We start from the raw sequence: 18645 nt of genomic DNA on the forward strand, positions 1-18645 counted from the left end.
ATTCTTTGTCACGCTTCGACAGGCTCAGCGTGACAGACGCCTGTCATCCTGAGCTTGTCGAAGGATGATATCAATAAAAAAAAATTTCGCCTATGATAGAAAACATAATCTTCACCACTAACACAGTTGCGCCGGTATTCCTTATGGTTGCATTGGGGTATCTATTAAAATGGATGAACATCATAAACGAAAACTTTGTGCAGGTAATAAGCAAGTTTGTTTTTTCTGTATCGCTGCCGGCATTTATATTTATCGAAATCAGCGAATTGGATTTAAGCAAGGCACTTGAACTTGGACAGATTGGGTTTATTTACGCAGGCACTTTATTAATGTTTGTTTTAAGCTGGGTAGTTTCAATACCGTATATAAAGGATCCGCGTGACAGAAGTGCTTTTATCCAGGGCGCATTCAGAGGAAATTATGCAATAGTTGGACTTGCTCTCATCTCAAGTCTATTTGGTAAAAGCGGTTTGGGGAAGGCTACAATTTTGCTTGCGTTTGTTTTACCATTGTATAATGTGCTTGCAGTAGTAGCGTTAACCGTTCCAATGAGAAAAATCAAAAAGCTAAATATGCAAGGAACATTTAAAGAAATTCTTTTTAATCCATTAATACTTGCTGTAATTATAGCCCTCCCCTTCTCAATTTATAAAATTGAACTTCACCCCGCAATTTTACAATCAATCAATTATCTTTCTGACGTCGCTTTGCCGCTTGCTCTGATTGGCATTGGCGGCTCGCTGAACATCGAAGAAATTAAACGCGCTTCATCAATTGCAATATCTTCTTCCGCAATCAAAATTATTTTTGCTCCTTTAGTGCTTACACCGCTTGCATATTTGTTTGGTTACAGAGGAGTAGATCTTGGAATCATGTTTATTTTGTTTGCTTGTCCGACTGCTATCGTAAGTTTTATAATGGCAGAAACAATGGGAGCAAATGGAAAACTTGCAGGCAATATTATTCTGATTACAACTCTTGCTTCCGTAGTCACTATTGCTTTTGGAATTTTAGTAATGAAAAATATTGGCGTAATTTAATTTTGATTGTAGTAATGACGTATTGATTAATTGTTTAACTGTTAAATTGTTTTGTTAAAATATTGAAACAAACATGGCTTCTTTGTATCGTTTGACATTTTACGTTTGACTTTTGACGTTTCACATCTCTTATTCATTCTTTATTTTTGAATTGAAGATTTTAATAACACAATACAAAGCATAGGAGAAAAAATGTATAAAGTAATTTTATTACGCCATGGTGAAAGTGTTTGGAATAAAGAAAATCGTTTTACCGGCTGGACAGATGTTGATCTTTCTGAAAAAGGTTTAGCAGAAGCAAAAAAAGCCGGCGAAGTTTTGAATACAGAAGGATACAAGTTTGATATCGCATACACTTCGGTTCTAAAGAGAGCAATACGAACACTATGGATTACACTTGATGGATTGGATTTGATGTGGATTCCCGTTATCCGCAATTGGCGTTTGAATGAAAGACATTACGGCGCATTACAAGGATTAAACAAAGCCGAAACTGCAGAAAAATTTGGCGAAGAACAGGTTAAGATTTGGAGAAGGAGCTATGACACACCCCCACCTGCATTGGAATTAACTGATGACCGCTACCCTGGAAAAGATCCGCGTTATGCTGAATTAAAAGAGAAAGAACTTCCAGTAACTGAATGCTTAAAAGATACCGTCGCTCGTTTTGTTCCTTACTGGGAAGGTACAATCGCACCGATGGTCAAGTCAGGCAAAAAAGTTTTAATAACTGCTCACGGAAACAGTTTAAGAGCACTTGTAAAATATCTTGATAACGTTGGTGAAAAAGAAATCATCGAGTTGAATATACCAACTGGAATCCCTTTGGTTTATGAGTTGGATGATGAATTAAAACCGATAAAACATTACTATTTGGGTAATCAAGAAGAAATACATAAAGCCGCTGCCGCCGTTGCCGCACAGGGGAAGGTGAAATAAAAATGTTTGAACGAATACTGTACTGTTTTAGATAAATGTTTACGAACTTAATAAATCAGGCTGATCAATGGAATAATAACTTACTCTTTAACGTTAATCAAATTAGCAAACTTGAATATCTTAAAGAGAATATTAAATAAGAACCTTATATTTGAAAAAACTTTTTCAGCATTCTATTAATCTACTTTTATGAACCAGGATATTCACAAGTTGAAATCACTTCTTACCGAGAATGATTATCGGCAGCTTAAAGAAGAAGGACATGCATTTGAGCATTTGGTTGATCAAATAAAAATATTTGAATTGGGTCTCTCCCCGATTATATTAAACAGAGCTGCAAAAATAAACGATGGTATCAAATCATTTAACGAAGAACAAGTTTTAAACTATTGCCGCATATTCGATGAACAAATAAAATATAAGTCGGTGATTAAATTTACACCGGCAAGCGGTGCGGCTTCACGAATGTTCAAGGAGCTTCAGAATTTCTACAAGGCGAATAATAATTCAACTCTTAACGACCTAAAATCAAAAGCATCACTAAATAAAAACTATGCCTGCATACTCGAATTCGTTTTAAACATTAAAAAATTTGCTTTTTATGACGAGCTGGATTCATTTGCTAAAAAGAATAATGAATCCGTCTCATCGCTCATAGCTGAAAATAAAATTCGAGAATTGATTGGACTCGTTATTTCATCCCGGTGCTTAAACTATGCCAACCTTCCGAAAGGTGAAATAAAATTTCACCGCTACCGCAATGGAAGTAGAACTGCATTTGAAGAGCACCTGGTTGAGGCGGTGGGTTACTCTCAAAATCATTCGGGTGAAATTAAAATCCACTTTACAATTCCAGAAGAATCGCAGCAGCGTTTAATTGATTTGTTTGAACAAGTTAAAATTATTTATAAAAGCCGCGGACTTGATTTTTCAATCAGCACTTCATTCCAGAATAAATCTACCGACACATTTGCGGTTGACTTAAATAACAATCCGTTTCGTGATTCAAATGGTAAATTACTTTTCAGACCAGCCGGGCATGGCGCTCTTTTACAAAACTTGAATGATATTGATGAAGATATTATTTTCATAAAAAACATTGATAACATTTCTCCGGAATATCTTCATCCACAAAATGTCAAATACAAAAAGCTCCTTGGCGGGATATTGATTAATACACAAAATAAGATTTTTAATTTCATTCAACAGATTGCTGACGGCAATATTAAAAACGAAGACATTCATTCAATAGAAAATTTTTCGGCAGAAACTTTATCATTTACTTTCCCGCCGGAATACACTCAACTTGATGTTAATTCAAAAGCAAAATATTTATTTAATAAATTAAACCGCCCCCTCCGGGTTTGCGGTATGGTAGTGAATGAAGGACATCCCGGCGGCGGTCCATTTTGGATAGAAGAAAAAGACGGTACTCAATCACTTCAAATCATTGAATCAGCACAAATTGATTTAAACAATGAAAAACAGAGGTTGATATTCAATTCATCCACACATTTCAACCCTGTTGATATTGTGTGCTCGATTAAAGATTTTCAGGGAAACAAATTTGATCTTCACAAATTTATAAATCCATCTACCAGCTTAATTGCCATGAAATCAAAAGACGGCAGAGAATTAAAATCACTCGAACTACCTGGCTTGTGGAATGGCAGCATGCATTATTGGAATACAATCTTTGTCGAAGTTCCTAAGATCACTTTTAATCCTGTGAAAGAAGTTAACGATTTACTGAAAGCTGAACATCAGCCCGAAGTTTTATGAATAGGATTTGTTAAAATATGAATCTTGCATTTATAGATTGGCTGATTGTAGTTTTATTTACGAGCGGGACGATATTTAGTGTGTTTGCAACGCGGCACTACTTAAAAAATGTTGCAGATTTTCTTGCAGCCGGAAGGACTGCCGGTAGATATCTAATCGGAATGTCGCAGGGGATGGCGATGCTCGGCGCAATTACGATTGTTGGTTACTTCGAAATGAATTACATCGCCGGGTTTGTGATGAGGTGGTGGGAATTTGCAATGAGTGTTGTTCTCGTAGCAATCACAGTTTCCGGATGGGTGGTGTATCGCTTCCGACAAACAAGAGCCTTGACAATGGCGCAATTTTTTGAAATCAGATACAGCCGTAATTTCAGAATCTTTGCCGGGCTTCTCGCTTATTTTTCCGGTATAATTAATTTCGGGATTTTCCCTGCCGTTGGTGCACGTTTTTTTATTTATTTCTGCGGTTTACCATTTACATATCAACTGTTTGGTGTTGAAATATCAACCTATGCTTCTGTGATGTTCTTTCTTTTAGCTATATCTCTTTTCTTTGTTTATGCGGGGGGACAGATTGCTATTATTGTCGCAGATTTTCTTCAGGGTATTTTTGTTAATGCTGTCTTTGTAATTATTGTGATTTACTTTTTATTTACTTTCGATTGGAATATTATATCAGAGACTTTAACTTCGACACACAAAGAAGCATCGCTTATCAATCCTTTTCACACAGCTCAGGTTAAGGATTTTAATTTTTGGTATTTTTTGATTGGGGTTGCCGGAGTTATCTATGGGAAACTTTCATGGCAGGGAACACAAGGCTACAATACTTCAGCGAAGAGTGCTCACGAAGCAAAGATGGGAGATGTGCTAAGCAACTGGCGTAACATTCCGCAATACTCGTTGTTTCTTGTTTTCGTTCCGGTTATCGCTTACACTGTTATGCATCACCCTGAATATTTCATTCAGGCAGCCTCTGTAAATAATACTTTGTCGAAAATAAATTCAGAAGCTATAAGAAGTCAATTAACTGTTCCACTGGTACTCGTTAAAATTCTTCCCGTTGGTTTAATGGGTGCTTTTGCAGCTGTTATGCTTGCTGCTTTTATTGGTAATCACGATACTTACCTTCACTCGTGGGGAAGTATCTTTATTCAGGATGTGATTATGCCTTTTAGAAAAAACCATTCTCACCCAAACAACATATACGGTTGCTGCGGTTTTCAATATTGGGGGTGGCAATCTTCATTTTTATTTTCAGTTTAATTTTTCAACAAAGCGAATACATTTTTCTTTTCTTTGCAATTACGGGTGCAATATTCGCCGGGGGCTCGGGTGCAGTAATTATCGGAGGGCTTTATTGGAACAGAGGGACAACTGCTGCAGCGTGGAGTGCGATGATTACAGGTTCTACAATTGCCGTGGGGGGAATTATCGTCCATCAAATTGTCCCGGGTTTTTTCATTAATGGACAGCAGTTTTGGGGAATTGCAATGGCTTCTGCGGCGTTAATTTATGTTATTGTTTCTTTGGCAGGCAAGAAGATAAAGTTTGATTTGGATAAAATGCTGAATCGCAGAAATAATAACACGGATGCTGCAGTTGTTAATTCACTTACTCAAAAAGGATGGTTAATATTAGGGATGGGGGAAGAATTTACCCGCGGTGACAAAGTAATCTATATTTTAACTTACACCTGGACTTTACTTTGGGTTAGTGTTTTTGTGATTGGAACAGTTTTCAATTTAACCTCTGAGATTTCAGATGAAAGTTGGATGTTGTTCTGGAAGATTTTTATCTGGAGTAATCTTGCTCTTTCTATTTTTGTGGTTATCTGGTTCGCAGTAGGGGGAGTGAAAGATTTGAAAATTATGTTTGCCCTTCTAAATAGTCAGACTAAGGATGAAAATGACACCGGTTATGTTGACAGAAACTAAATGAGATGAATTATGAAAATTTTCTTTTTTCTTTCTTTTGAATTACTATTATCAAGTTTAATTCTCACGAATGCTCAAACTAATTATATACAGTTTGTTGATCCATTTATCGGCACAGGTAAAAACGGGCACACTTTCCCCGGAGCGACTCTCCCATTTGGGATGGTGCAATTGAGTCCTGATACTGATAATGAAGGCTGGGATTGGTGTTCCGGCTATCATTATTCTGATAGTAGTATAATGGGATTTAGTCACACCCACCTTAGCGGAACAGGCATCGGCGACTATGGGGATATTTTATTCATGCCAGCCACCGGTGAACTAAAAATTGAACCCGGAAGCAAATCCAATTCCGAGGAAGGTTACCGATCAAAATTTTCTCATAAAAATGAAAATGCCGAACCCGGTTACTATTCTGTGATGCTGGATGACTATAATATTTTTGCAGAACTAACTGCTACTTCAAGAGCAGGATTTCATCGTTATAACTTCCCCGGCGGCGATGGTCATTTGATTATTGATCTCCGGCATGGAATTCAGGATAAATGTACAGATGCTCAAATAAATATTGAAAGTGAAAATACTGTCTCCGGGTACAGACGATCGGTGGGGTGGGCGAAAGATCAAATAATTTATTTCTATGCTGAATTTTCCAAACCGATTTCTTCCTATAAAATATTTTCTGAAAACAAATCAGATTCAATTTTAAGATCATTTAACAATTCAGAGATTGTAGCAGCACTGAATTTCTCTTTTAATAAAAGTGAAGGGTTATTAGTCAAAGTGGGTATTTCTTCAGTGAGCATTGAAGGAGCCAAAGATAATCTTGAGACTGAAATTCCGGATTGGGACTTTGATAAAATAAAATTGAAAGCCTCTGAAATATGGAATGATCAGCTTTCTAAAATTGAAGTTGAAGGCGGATCGCTAAAATACAAACGGATTTTTTACACAGCTTTATATCATTCCTGCATCGCCCCGAATTTATTTATGGATATTGATCGTAAATACAGAGGATCTGACAATGCTATCCACACTGCAGATGACTTTGAAAACTATACCGTCTTTTCTTTGTGGGATACATTCCGAGCAGCACATCCTTTATTTACAATAATTGAACAAGCGCGTACAAATGATTTCATCAATACATTCCTGCGTAAGTATGAGGAGGGTGGAATATTACCCGTTTGGGAACTTGCAGGCAACGAGACTTATACAATGATAGGCTACCATTCTATTCCGGTTATTGTTGATGCATACGTTAAAAATATTCGCGGCTACGATGCTCAAAAATTATTTTCTGCCATGAAACAAAGCGCCATGCTCGATCATTTCGGTTTGCAATATTACAAGCAATATGGTTACATACCTGCAAATAAAGATTATGAATCTGTTTCAAAGACCCTTGAATATTCGTATGACGATTGGTGCATTTCTACTATGGCAAATCTGCTTGGAAAGAAAGAAGATTTTTTAGAATTTAATACTCGTGCACAATTTTATAAAAATATATTTGATCCTTCAACCGGTTTTATGCGTCCCAAACGAAACGGTGATTGGGCAAAAACCTTTGATCCTTATTCAGTCAGCGGTGATTTCACCGAAGCCAATGCTTTTCAATACACGTTTTTCGTTCCACAGGATATAAACGGACTAATTAAATTTTATGGTGGAAATGAAAATTTTATAAAAAAACTTGACGAATTATTTAATGCCACAGGCAACTTAACAGGCAGAGAACAAGCTGATATCACTGGCTTAATTGGACAATATGCGCACGGCAACGAGCCGAGTCATCACATGGCATATTTGTATTCGTTTGCTGGTGCTCAATGGAAAACTGCTGAAAAAGTTCGTGAAATATTTAATTTGTATGATGATACACCCGAAGGATTAAGTGGTAATGAGGATTGTGGTCAAATGTCTGCGTGGTACGTAATGAGTGCGATGGGGTTTTATTCTGTTACTCCTGGTTCTGATATCTACTTGCTCGGAAGCCCTTTATTTGATAAGGTTACAATTCATCTTGAAAATGGAAAACATTTCGAATTAATCGCTGAGAATAATTCTTCAAGTGATAAATATATTAACTCTTTAGAGATGAACGGAGTGGAATATAACAAATCATTTATAAGACATTATGATATTGTTCAGGGCAGCAATTTGAGGATACAAATGAGTTCATCTCTAAATAAAAGTATATTTAACGTAACCACCTCTTTTCCAGTTTCAGAAATAATTGAAAATAAAATACTCCCCCTGCCTGTTATCGAATCAGAGTCTATGGCATTCAACGACTTGCAAACTATAACTATTCATTCTTTCAATCCGTCAGATATAATTTACTATTCAGTTTCAAAGGATTCTATTCAAAATAATTTTATCCTTTACGAAAAACCATTTGAAATAAATGCCTCCTGTTATGTTAAAGCATTTGTCACAAATAATGATATTAAAAGCATGACTGCAATTGCAGAGTTTATCAAACTTAGCCACAAATGGAGCATCGCCATAAACCGGCCTTACAGCAATCGTTATACTGCAGGGGGAGACAACGCCCTGATAGATCAGATACGCGGCTCAAACAGTTATGGCAGCGGGAATTGGCAAGGTTACGAAGGAAATGATCTTGATGTCATTATTGATTTGAAAGAAAAATTAAATGTGCAAAGTGTCTCGATAAATTGCCTGCAGGATATAAATTCATGGATATTCTTTCCTGAGTATGTCGAAGTGTATTTTTCTAATGATAATAATAATTTTGAATTCGCAGGAAAAGTTTCGACTAAAATTTCACAAAAGCAAGAAGGAAGTCTGATTCAGGAATTCAAGCTTGATGATTTAAAAATATCTGCAAAGTTTGTTAAAATTATTGCTAAAAATTTAGGTGTCTGCCCCGAATGGCATAAAGGTGCCGGTGGAAAATGCTGGGTCTTTGCTGATGAAATTATAGTTAAATGATTTTTATGTTAATTCGTAATCCAAATAATCCATTAATCTCGCGGGAAGATATTCCCGATATAATTCCATTTTTAAGTAATGTTAGCTCGGTGTTTAACCCCGCTGCTGTAATGTTTAATGATGAATTCGTGCTTTTACTTCGCGTACAAAGCAGGGGGCGGGAAACTTTTTTAATAAAAGCAACAAGCAAAGATGGATTAAGTTTTACTATTAGTAAAAAATTAATTCTTTTTGAAGGTATTGAATCAATTACCGATGTTATCTATCATATCTACGACCCGCGTTTAACTAAAATAAACAACACTTATTACATCGTTTTTGCAATTGACACTGATTCGGGTTGCAAATTAGGCTTAGCGTCTACTTTAGATTTCGAGAAATATCATTTCCATTCTTTAATTTCAAATGAGGAATCACGCAACGGCGTTTTATTCCCCGAAAAAATAAATAACAAATACTATCTTCTGCATCGTCCCAATAAGCTGATGCTTAATGGCGATGTAATTTCCGGACAATCAATTATACTTTCCGAATCCAGTGACCTGGTAAGCTGGCAAAATGTTGGTGAAGTATTTTCAGGCAGACCTCATTATTGGGATGAACTAATTGGTTCTGGACCACCGCCAATTAAAACACGCAAAGGGTGGCTTCATATCTATCACGGAGTGGCAACTCATTTCAGCAGTATAAATATTTATCAAGCAGGGGTGGTGTTATTAGATTTGCAAAACCCTGCAAAAGTTCTAGCACGTTCAAGAAATAATATACTTGAGCCGCGGGAAATGTTTGAGCTTACCGGTCAAGTTCCCAACGTTGTATTTCCATCGGGCATTATTGTTGATGAATACGACAGTAAAGGATACGCATCTGATAAAGGTAAAGTTATAATTTATTACGGTGCTGCAGATTCATCAGTTTGCTCAGCAGGAACGACGATTCACGATCTAATTAATTCTGCGATCAATGATTAGGAGATAAAAGTGATCAAGTTTCAATTTAAGTTTTTCGTATTAATTTTATCTTATTTTTTCCCCTTGTCCGCTCAAGTCAAATTTTTAACACCACAAATTCCATTTAATCCAAGAACTTATGTTTGTGTCAAGGCGAGTTCCGATATTATAGTTGATGGAGATTTAATTGAATCTGAGTGGGAGAAAATAAAATGGACTGATTCATTTGTTGATATCGAAGGGCACCTCAAACCCCAGCCTCGTTTTCAAACGAGAGTAAAGATGCTTTGGGATGAGAATTACTTTTACATCGGTGCCCAACTTGAAGAACCTAATCTTTGGGCGACACTTCAGCAGCGAGATACAGTTATTTATCAGGATAATGACTTTGAAGTCTTTTTAGATCCGGACGGCGATTCCCACTTGTATTACGAACTGGAAATAAATGCTCTAAATACCGTTTGGGATCTTCTGCTGATAAAGCCTTATCGCGATGGAGGCCCCGCAATAAATTCTTGGGACATATCTGGTTTAAAAAGTGCTGTTCATTTAAACGGCTCTTTGAATGAAACTTCAGACATTGATTCTGGATGGACAATTGAACTTGCTATTCCTTGGGCGGTGCTGAGTGAATGTGCCGGAAAAAACACCCCCCCTTCACCCGGCGATTATTGGCGCATAAATTTTTCCAGAGTTGAATGGAAGACAGAAGTTGTACATAATAAATATCAAAAAATAGTTGATGAACGAGGGAATAATTTACCGGAAGATAATTGGGTTTGGTCACCCCAAGGATTAGTTAATATGCATTACCCGGAAATGTGGGGTTTTGTTTTGTTCAGTGATGAAAGCGATTTTTTTGCAGCAGAAGATTTTAATCTCCCTGATATCGAAAAAATAAAATGGAGCTTAAGACAGGTTTATTATTTCCAAAAAAAATATTTTGCAGCAAATAGTAGATTTGCCGAAAAGAATGAAATTCAAAATGAAACAAAATTTTTAGGGTTAGACTTTATTAATGCCATTCACTTTACTATAGCACAAAAATCATTTGAGGTAATTTACCAACAGATAAAATCTGCAGAAGTTATTAAGATTGATGAAACTGGAAAAATATCTACTTTTTTCCGATAGAAATTATGAGGATTTTAATTCTTCTCGTTTAACAGAGTTAACAACTTTACCGTTTAAAAAATAAGTCTCCTGTTGAATATCGCCGGATTTTTTATATTCCACCCATTTGCCGTTTTCTTGACCATTATGAAAGTAGCCGATTTTTTTTAACGAGCCGTCAGGATAATACCATAACCATTTGCCGGTTAATTTATCGCTTTCAAAATTTCCCACACTTTCTAAATTACCATCGGGGAAAAAATATTTCCATTCACCTTCATTTTTATTATTAACCATTTTACCGAATACTTCGATATTTCCAGATAAGTTGTACACAATAAAATTTCCTTGCTTTATTCCATCTATAAGATAATACTCAATGATTTTAGTTGTGACGGTATCGAGTATCATTCCTGTGAATGGAGTTTCGCTTCCAATATTGTATGTTAAACTATTTCTCACTTCAAAAGCATTTCTTATAATTTTCTTTTGAGGCCAGGTAAATAGTAAAAGAATTATCATTACCGGAATCATGAAAAGAAGGAAATACAGAATTCGTTTATTGTACCTGGAAGCAATATAGCGCATAGCATTCCTTATGAAATAATTATTAATAGTTTAAGCGTCGTGAACGACTAATCGTTCGCAGTTTGATGCACAATATAAATGCCAGTTGAAATCATTTGCTGGCAATCAAAAAAATAGGTTTTACTATTCTCTATTAGAGAAAAGTATTTAGATCTTTCTAATTATAATACAATTAATTAAAGGTATAATTATTGTACGAGGTCGAAATAGTTTAATAATACTTTAATCAATCAATAAAAAAATTAAATGTTAAGATTGAAAGAAAAATAGCTAAATATTTTTAAATAATTCCTTCGCATCTTTCTCGAGCCATCTTTTGTGATATTCAAACCAGCGCGTTGCGTAACCAGATTCACGTAAGGTATCACGAGGATGAATCAAGGGCAGTAATTGAATTTCCCTATCACCAAGTTTTATTGGGTGAAGTCTGCCATAAATTGAATAGTCAGCAAGACGGACTTTTTCGAGACCATGGTGGCTCAAAAACATTTTCAGTGGCAGGTCTCCTAAAGAAATTAAAATTTCGGCTTTTGATTCATTTATCTCCGCCAATATTTCTTCTCGCCGACAGCTATCCACAAGTTGATTTTTCAATTCCGTAGATGGCACAGAAGGTAGAGGGAGAGAACTATCAGCGGTCAACCTCGAATACCTTTTAATCGCCTTTCGTTGCCCACGGTTCATCAGACTAAAAGGAATCATGTCGCAAAGCCAGGAATCTTTCCTAATTACACCAAGCGGCTCTAAAAATAATTTATCCAATGAACGCCCAATCGGTCCGTTAATTTCTTTCCCCTCGGGAATAAGAAGACCAAGTTCCTCCGGAATATTTATACTTTTTATAATTTGTTCGGCTCGTTCCTGATCGCCGCACCAGTATAGTTCAGGTTCGCTCGCTACAGGAAGAGCGCGTGCTAATATCTTGCCGCTTCTTTCAAGCCAGCGTGCTTGCACAGTTCCGGAATATACACCAAGTATAAAAACTTTTTTAGGAGTTCGATCTGTTTGAAATAATTTTACAACCGGTAATCCAAACGGGAAAACTGCTTGATCTACTGTATCCATTTAAACCTCAACTTCCTTCAATAAATTATGAAAGAATTTTTTTAATGACGCTGTAAACTTGTAAATACGTTAATTAAAAGTAAAGAGCTTACCTTTAAAATTTTTAACAGGAACAAATTGCTGACTTTAGAATTGCTGCTTAAAATTTTGCGTAACTAACCGGGTTATTAAAAGAGTAACTAAAAATTATTTTAATATTATTAATTTTTATTTTGTTTTCATTAAAAAGAGAATTATTATTGCCTCATCATAAATTGCTTTGCTTTTAATTTCAAACTAATATTTTTTTTATACAACCTTTTTAAGTGATAATAATATCTCCACGTTATTTTATACAGTTTTTAAAAAATGCGCTCTATTAAATAATAATATCTAATAACCATTCATCGGAGGTTCGTATGAACATCATCTTTCACAAAAACATTGTGAAGCATTTGGGGATTTCTTTTTTCATAATTCTTTTTTGCGGCTCAATATTTGGGCAACAGAAGTCTGTTATTCCAATTCTGAAAAGTAATGGAGGAAATAGGGTAATTTTGCCTTCTTCATCTCCATCAGCCGTTCTTTATGATCAGACCGCAACAGTTGATTCGTTCGGTACTACTTCTCAAGATTTCGAAACAATCTATGATGCGTATGATACTCAAGCGGCAGATGACTTTAAAGTTCCTTCCGGAGTATCCTGGTCTGTTACAAGGGTTTTTGTTCCTGGTTTTTACACTCTTGATGCCGCACCTACAGTTGACGTATGGTTTTATCAAAATAACCGACCCACATCACTTCCAGGCACTCAAATTTATAGCGCACTCGGTATAGTTCCAACGCTTGATGCTACAGGTACTCTGACAATAGATTTACCGACACCGGCGGATTTGTGTTCTGGAACATGGTGGGTTTCAGTACAGGCTAATTTGGATTTTGGAGCCGGCAGTCAGTGGTTTTGGCTAAATAGTTTTGGTCAGTTAAACAGCGAGTCTGCTTGGGAAAACCTCGGCGACGGATTTGCAACAGGCTGTGATACAACGTGGCATCGTAGAGTTACCGATTGCTTAGTCGGGGATGCATCCTCATTTGATATGGCATTTCGATTAGAAGGAACAGTTGGAAGTGCTTGCGCAATTACGGTTACTGTTCCTAATGGTGGAGAAAGCTGGGCTTTAGGAAGCACACACGATGTTACCTGGACAGACAATATTCCTGATAATGTGAGTATCTCACTTCTCAAGGGTTTTACAAAAGTTCTGACTATTTCGCCAAACACTCCAAGTGATGGACTTTTCAGTTGGACTATTCCAACCACTTTGACACCTGGCTCAGATTATAAAGTACAAATACAAGGTAAGGTAAATAGAGTTAAAGATAAAAGCAATGGTAATTTTACTTTAACTGCAGCAACTGATAAATCATTAACCGAAGTTGAATTGGCGCAAAATTATCCTAACCCATTTAACCCAAGCACAATTATATCTTATGCTATCCCATTTGAAGGAAATGTAAATATAATTGTTTATAATGTAATGGGTGAAACAGTTAGCGAATTGGTCAATTCTGTTCAGCAACCAGGCAATTATCAGACTGAATTTAATGCCTCTAACATAGCAGCCGGTATGTACTTCTACAGAATTAATGCAAAGTCATTGGATGGAAAACAGAATTTCACCGAATCAAGAAAGATGTTGTTACTGAAATAAGGAAGAGTATCTTAATACTAGATTAGTGGTTCTTTGTTCTTGAAAATAGGAGCGGCATCAGTCGCTCCTTTTTTATTTTCTGATCAAAAAATTACCCCACCCGTTTTATACCTTGAATCAACATTTGTAATTGCTATTTTTGAGGTATGAAATTTCTAATTAAGCTTTCTATTATTTTACTTTTCCTGTCCGGGATTAATTTTCCGCAAATCAATGACGACCTTAATCGTTTTCAGCTTGCTCAAAGATTTAAGGAAGCTGGAGATTACACAAAAGTATTGCCAATACTTCAGCAGCTTTACGAAAAGGACCAGAATAACTATCAGTATTTTGTTTCGTTGAATGACACCTATCTGCAATTAAAAAATTATTTTGCATCAATTGATTTAATTGAAAACCGTTTAACAAAATACCCGAATGATATTAATTTATTCGGAATGCTTGGCAGCAGTTATTATCTCGCGGGTAATGAAAGTCGGGCTTTTGAAGTTTGGGATAAAGCACTTGCACAATTTCCTCAAAACACAATCAACTACAGAGTCATTGCAAACTATGCTATCGAACGACGAGCATTTGATAAAGCAATAAAAATTTTTCAAAAAGCAAAATCAATTTCTGAAGACAAAATTTCTTTTTCTCTTGAACTTGCAAATCTGTATGCACTAACATTTAGATTTGAAGGAGCAGCCGAAGAATATTGTGAAATTTTATCGGTCAACACTGCACAACAATCTGTTATTGAAACAAGAATTTCAACTCTCATCGATAAACCGGGGGCATTGGATGCCGTAATTAAGGTATTCGAAGAATGGGGTAGTAATCGTAACATTAGTTTCGGCGAAATCCTTGCTGATCTTTACTCAATTAATAAATCGTATGACAAAGCTCTCGAACTTTATCAAGATATTGACAAGTCATTAAATAAGCAGGGTGTTGAGCTTTATAATTTCGCACTATCTCTTTATAATGAAAAAGAATTTTCTCTAGCGCAAAAGGTTTTCAGGTTAATCATCGATAGTAATACAGACTCACCAATAATTCCATCGTCAAAACTTGGCTATGCTAAATCACTCGAAGCTGAGTTGGAAAATGAAATTAATAATGAAAATTATTGGAAACCCCTGCAACCAGTAATAAAACTGAACTCTGAAAAGATTGAAAATATTATTAGTTCATATAAAGAAGTTGCGGAGCTTTATCCTGATACAGATATTTCCGATGAGGCGCTTTTGCAAATCGGAAGAATTAAATTCTACCGGCAAAATTTAGTTGAAGAGTCATCCGATATTTTTCATTCAGTCGCAACTCGATATGCTTTTTCGAAATTCAGTCCGGCTGCTTTCATCGAACTCGGAAATGTTTTTTTATACGAAGGCGAAATTGATTTGGCAGAATCATGCTTTACAACTGTTTTGAAGAAAACTAAATTATCGGCTGAAGATAAAAGCATCGCAAATTTCAAGCTTGCAAATATTTACTTTTATAAAGGAGATTTCCCGGCTGTTAGGGAAAAACTTTTAGAAATAATGAATAACTTGAAAGATAATTCGGCGAACGATGCAATTGAGCTTTCACTTCTGCTGAACACTTCACTAAACGATTCTTCTAATCTGCTTAAATTTTCCGCTGCGGAGTTTCTTGTTGTTCAGAAAAAATTTAATGAAGCTTTAGATATTTATAAACTTCTATCTGAAAATCCGCAGGCATTCTTTCTGAGCTCGGTTTCAAAACTAAGACAAGCCGAAATTTTTATTGCCTTAAACGTTTTCGATTCTGCCATTCAAATTTTAGAAGCAATAACTGAAGATGAGACCTCTAATATATTTTCTGATAAAGCATTATATTTGAAGGGAAATATTTATCAGTTTGGGAAGAAAAATTCTGCTCGTGCAATCGAGGCTTATGAAGAACTTTTAGCCCTATTTCCCAATTCTATTTATAATGAAAACGCTAGGACAGAGATAAAAAAATTAAAAAGTAAATTAAGTTAGGTTTAGAATGGCTAAAAAAACGAATCAAAAATTTGTAAAATGTTCCTTCTGTGGAAGAGAGGGAAGCGAAGTCAGCAGCATGATTGCCGGACCGGATGTTTACATTTGTGATATCTGCGTTAGCAGCAGCGTGGATATTTTAAAAAACAATCTTGCGGCATTTAACTTTACACAGAAAAATAAACCGGGTAAAGCGCATTCTCCTCAATCAATTAAAAAGGCACTTGATGAATTTGTTATTGGTCAGGATAGGGCAAAGAAATCTTTATCAGTTGCTGTTTATAATCACTATAAAAGAATCTCAACTCAAAAATCTTTTTTTGAACTTGATGATGTTGAAATCGAAAAGAGCAATATACTTCTGATTGGTTCTACAGGGGTGGGTAAAACCCTGCTTGCACAAACGCTCGCCCGCATTCTTGATGTTCCCTTTGCAATTGCTGATGCAACTACGCTTACAGAGGCAGGTTATGTCGGCGATGATGTGGAATCTGTTTTGGTTCATCTTTTACAGGCAGCTGATTATAATCTTGAACGCGCACAAAAAGGTATCGTTTATATTGATGAGATCGACAAAATCGCACGCAAAAGTGAGAGCACATCAATCACACGCGATGTTTCCGGCGAAGGGGTTCAGCAAGCATTGCTAAAAATTCTTGAGGGAACCATTGCCGGCGTTCCACCTAAAGGGGGCAGGAAACACCCCGAACAAAGTTTAATTAATGTAAACACTAAAAATATTTTGTTCATCGTCGGCGGTGCGTTCGAAGGAATTGAAAAACTCATCTCTTCTAGAATAAACAAAAATCGTATGGGCTTCTATTCTAACCTGAAGGATAAAACATCCGAAGATGAATTACTGAACTTTATTTTGCCCGAAGACTTACTAAGATTTGGACTGATTCCGGAATTAATAGGCAGAATCCCTGTAATCGCACCGTTGCATTCATTAAGTAAAGAAGCATTAAAAAGTATTTTAACAGTTCCGAAAAATGCCATCCTGAAACAGTATAAAAAATTATTTTTAATGGAAGGCGTCGAACTTGAGTTTGATAAATTTGCGCTTGACGCTATTGTTACGAAAGCGATGGAAAGAAAAACCGGTGCACGTGCTTTACGTTCAATCGTAGAAGATTTTATGCTTGACATTATGTATGAAATTCCGAACAGGGAAAATCTTGATAAATGCATTATCACAAAAGATGTGGTTGAACAGGGTGCTGAACCTATCTTTATTGAGTCAGATCGAAAGTCAGCCTGATTTTTTGTATCTGCAACTATTAAATTCATGATTAAAATAATATTTGCTTTGGTCTTTTTATTTTGCTCAATCTTACCGGCTCAAGCAAAAATATTAATATTTATGGATCTGGAACAGACAGATCATCTAAAAGCTTATGGCATAACTTTTCACGCTCTTCAAAAAGAAGTAAAAGCAGACTGGCTTCTTAATTTCCGCGGCGGCTCATTCCTGATAGATTATTCCAATGAAATTGCAAATGAGTGCAGACTCGAAAATGTTTCATTCAGTTCCCTCTCCCTTTCGGAGGCTGCGCAAATTTATTCCGAAGTTCAAAGCGAAGAAAATAACATGGATGTTATTAGATTGGAGAAAGCACCTAAAATTGCTGTTTATGTTCCACCGGGATTTCAACCCTGGGATGATGCTGTTACGATGGTTCTTGAATACGCAAAAGTTCCTTACGATAAAATTTGGAATGACGAAATTCTCCGCGGTGACCTTTCAAAATATGATTGGCTACATCTTCACCATGAAGATTTCACAGGACAATATGGAAAATTTTATGCGAGCTTTAGCAGTGCGCAATGGTACATTGATCAGCAGGTTCAATATGAAAATAATGCAAAGCAAAACGGCTTTAGAAAAGTTTCCGATATGATGAAAACCGTTGCAGTTGATATTAAAAATTATGTCGGGCAGGGAGGGTTTTTGTTTGCAATGTGCTCAGCAACCGATTCTTATGATATTTCACTTGCTTCATTAAATACTGATATTTGTGCGCAGATGTATGATGGAGATGCTGCTGATCCTGACGCCCAGCAGAAACTTGATTTTAGCAACACGCTTGCTTTTGAAAATTTTAAGCTTGAAATGAATCCCTATGTTTATGAATACAGCGACATTGATATTCAACCACTTGAAATAGGCAACCAGCAAAATGATTACTTCACGCTATTTGATTTTTCTGCTAAGTACGACCCTGTGCCAACAATGCTAACTCAAAATCACGTGAACGTAGTTCGCGGATTTATGGGGCAAACAACGATGTTCAGAAGAAGTACTCTAAAAAAATCTCTTGTTGTTATGGGTGAACGCGAAGGTACTGATCAAGTACGATATATTCATGGAAACTTTGGAAGGGGGACTTTCACTTTTTACGGCGGTCACGATCCTGAAGACTATCAACACGCTGTTGGTGATCCGCCGACAGATTTGTCCCTCTTTAAAAATTCACCCGGCTACAGATTAATATTAAATAATATTTTATTTCCAGCGGCAACGAAGAAGAAACAAAAAACATAATTCCGTAGGACAGAATTTATTCTGTACTTAACTGATTAACT

Annotated in this window: 14 protein-coding genes; 12 read left to right on the forward strand and 2 right to left on the reverse strand. The window is 36.2% G+C overall.

Going from position 1 to position 18645, the window contains the following annotated elements:
- Positions 1-92 precede the first annotated feature (92 nt).
- The 8 genes from IPH11_06380 (at position 93) to IPH11_06415 (ending at position 10745) form a co-directional block, all read left to right on the forward strand.
- Entirely contained in the window at positions 93-1040 is a 948-nt protein-coding gene (locus IPH11_06380) for an AEC family transporter (GenBank protein MBK6913289.1), read from the forward strand.
- 192 nt (positions 1041-1232) lie between these two features.
- Positions 1233-1979, forward strand: coding sequence for a 2,3-diphosphoglycerate-dependent phosphoglycerate mutase (gpmA, locus tag IPH11_06385; GenBank protein MBK6913290.1), 747 nt, complete (start codon positions 1233-1235; stop codon positions 1977-1979).
- A gap of 210 nt (positions 1980-2189) precedes the next feature.
- Complete coding sequence (locus IPH11_06390) at positions 2190-3761, forward strand: DUF4301 family protein (GenBank protein ID MBK6913291.1); 1572 nt, start codon at positions 2190-2192, stop codon at positions 3759-3761.
- A gap of 17 nt (positions 3762-3778) precedes the next feature.
- Entirely contained in the window at positions 3779-5029 is a 1251-nt protein-coding gene (locus tag IPH11_06395; GenBank protein MBK6913292.1) for a hypothetical protein, read from the forward strand.
- Positions 4999-5700, forward strand: a complete 702-nt coding sequence (locus IPH11_06400) for a hypothetical protein (GenBank protein MBK6913293.1) — start codon at positions 4999-5001, stop codon at positions 5698-5700. Before IPH11_06395 ends, IPH11_06400 begins: the two co-directional genes overlap by 31 nt.
- A gap of 12 nt (positions 5701-5712) precedes the next feature.
- Positions 5713-8661, forward strand: a complete 2949-nt coding sequence (locus IPH11_06405; protein MBK6913294.1) for a GH92 family glycosyl hydrolase — start codon at positions 5713-5715, stop codon at positions 8659-8661.
- Positions 8658-9632, forward strand: coding sequence for a glycoside hydrolase family 130 protein (locus IPH11_06410; protein MBK6913295.1), 975 nt, complete (start codon positions 8658-8660; stop codon positions 9630-9632). The genes IPH11_06405 and IPH11_06410 overlap by 4 nt, the downstream gene beginning before the upstream one ends.
- A 9-nt stretch (positions 9633-9641) precedes the next feature.
- Entirely contained in the window at positions 9642-10745 is a 1104-nt protein-coding gene (locus tag IPH11_06415) for a carbohydrate-binding family 9-like protein (GenBank protein MBK6913296.1), read from the forward strand.
- 3 nt (positions 10746-10748) lie between these two features.
- On the opposite strand, the gene IPH11_06420 is transcribed toward IPH11_06415, so the two are convergent.
- Positions 10749-11312 (reverse strand): hypothetical protein, encoded by a 564-nt coding sequence (locus IPH11_06420; protein ID MBK6913297.1) that lies wholly within the window; start codon positions 11310-11312, stop codon positions 10749-10751.
- A gap of 270 nt (positions 11313-11582) precedes the next feature.
- Positions 11583-12377 carry a hypothetical protein gene (locus IPH11_06425; protein MBK6913298.1) on the reverse strand — a complete coding sequence of 265 codons (795 nt, stop codon included), beginning with the start codon at positions 12375-12377 and terminating at the stop codon, positions 11583-11585.
- A 398-nt stretch (positions 12378-12775) separates the two neighbouring features.
- Here IPH11_06425 and IPH11_06430 point away from each other — a divergent pair, with 398 nt between their 5' ends.
- The 4 genes from IPH11_06430 to IPH11_06445 all read left to right on the forward strand — a co-directional run bounded on the left by IPH11_06430 (position 12776) and on the right by IPH11_06445 (position 18604).
- On the forward strand, positions 12776-14068 hold the full coding sequence (locus tag IPH11_06430; protein MBK6913299.1) for a T9SS type A sorting domain-containing protein: 1293 nt from the start codon (positions 12776-12778) through the stop codon (positions 14066-14068).
- 146 nt (positions 14069-14214) lie between these two features.
- The gene (locus tag IPH11_06435) at positions 14215-16059 is read left to right on the forward strand and encodes a tetratricopeptide repeat protein (protein ID MBK6913300.1); all 1845 of its coding nucleotides are present in this window, start codon (positions 14215-14217) and stop codon (positions 16057-16059) included.
- Positions 16060-16066: 7 nt separating this feature from the next.
- Entirely contained in the window at positions 16067-17320 is a 1254-nt protein-coding gene (clpX, locus tag IPH11_06440; protein ID MBK6913301.1) for an ATP-dependent Clp protease ATP-binding subunit ClpX, read from the forward strand.
- A 27-nt stretch (positions 17321-17347) separates the two neighbouring features.
- Complete coding sequence (locus tag IPH11_06445; GenBank protein MBK6913302.1) at positions 17348-18604, forward strand: asparagine synthetase B; 1257 nt, start codon at positions 17348-17350, stop codon at positions 18602-18604.
- Positions 18605-18645 lie beyond the last annotated feature (41 nt).

It is taken from the genome of Ignavibacteriales bacterium, assembly GCA_016709155.1.
Classification (GTDB): Bacteria; Bacteroidota; Ignavibacteria; order Ignavibacteriales; family Ignavibacteriaceae; genus JADJEI01.

Excerpts from the sequence above, each read along its gene's own strand:
- IPH11_06380 (MBK6913289.1), top strand. The coding sequence starts at position 93 with ATGATAGAAAACATAATCTTCACCACTAACACAGTTGCGCCGGTATTC.
- gpmA (MBK6913290.1), top strand. The coding sequence starts at position 1,233 with ATGTATAAAGTAATTTTATTACGCCATGGTGAAAGTGTTTGGAATAAA.
- IPH11_06395 (MBK6913292.1), top strand. The coding sequence starts at position 3,779 with ATGAATCTTGCATTTATAGATTGGCTGATTGTAGTTTTATTTACGAGC.
- IPH11_06405 (MBK6913294.1), top strand. The coding sequence starts at position 5,713 with ATGAAAATTTTCTTTTTTCTTTCTTTTGAATTACTATTATCAAGTTTA.
- IPH11_06410 (MBK6913295.1), top strand. The coding sequence starts at position 8,658 with ATGATTTTTATGTTAATTCGTAATCCAAATAATCCATTAATCTCGCGG.
- IPH11_06420 (MBK6913297.1), bottom strand. The coding sequence starts at position 11,312 with ATGCGCTATATTGCTTCCAGGTACAATAAACGAATTCTGTATTTCCTT.
- IPH11_06425 (MBK6913298.1), bottom strand. The coding sequence starts at position 12,377 with ATGGATACAGTAGATCAAGCAGTTTTCCCGTTTGGATTACCGGTTGTA.
- IPH11_06430 (MBK6913299.1), top strand. The coding sequence starts at position 12,776 with ATGAACATCATCTTTCACAAAAACATTGTGAAGCATTTGGGGATTTCT.
- IPH11_06435 (MBK6913300.1), top strand. The coding sequence starts at position 14,215 with ATGAAATTTCTAATTAAGCTTTCTATTATTTTACTTTTCCTGTCCGGG.
- clpX (MBK6913301.1), top strand. The coding sequence starts at position 16,067 with ATGGCTAAAAAAACGAATCAAAAATTTGTAAAATGTTCCTTCTGTGGA.
- IPH11_06445 (MBK6913302.1), top strand. The coding sequence starts at position 17,348 with ATGATTAAAATAATATTTGCTTTGGTCTTTTTATTTTGCTCAATCTTA.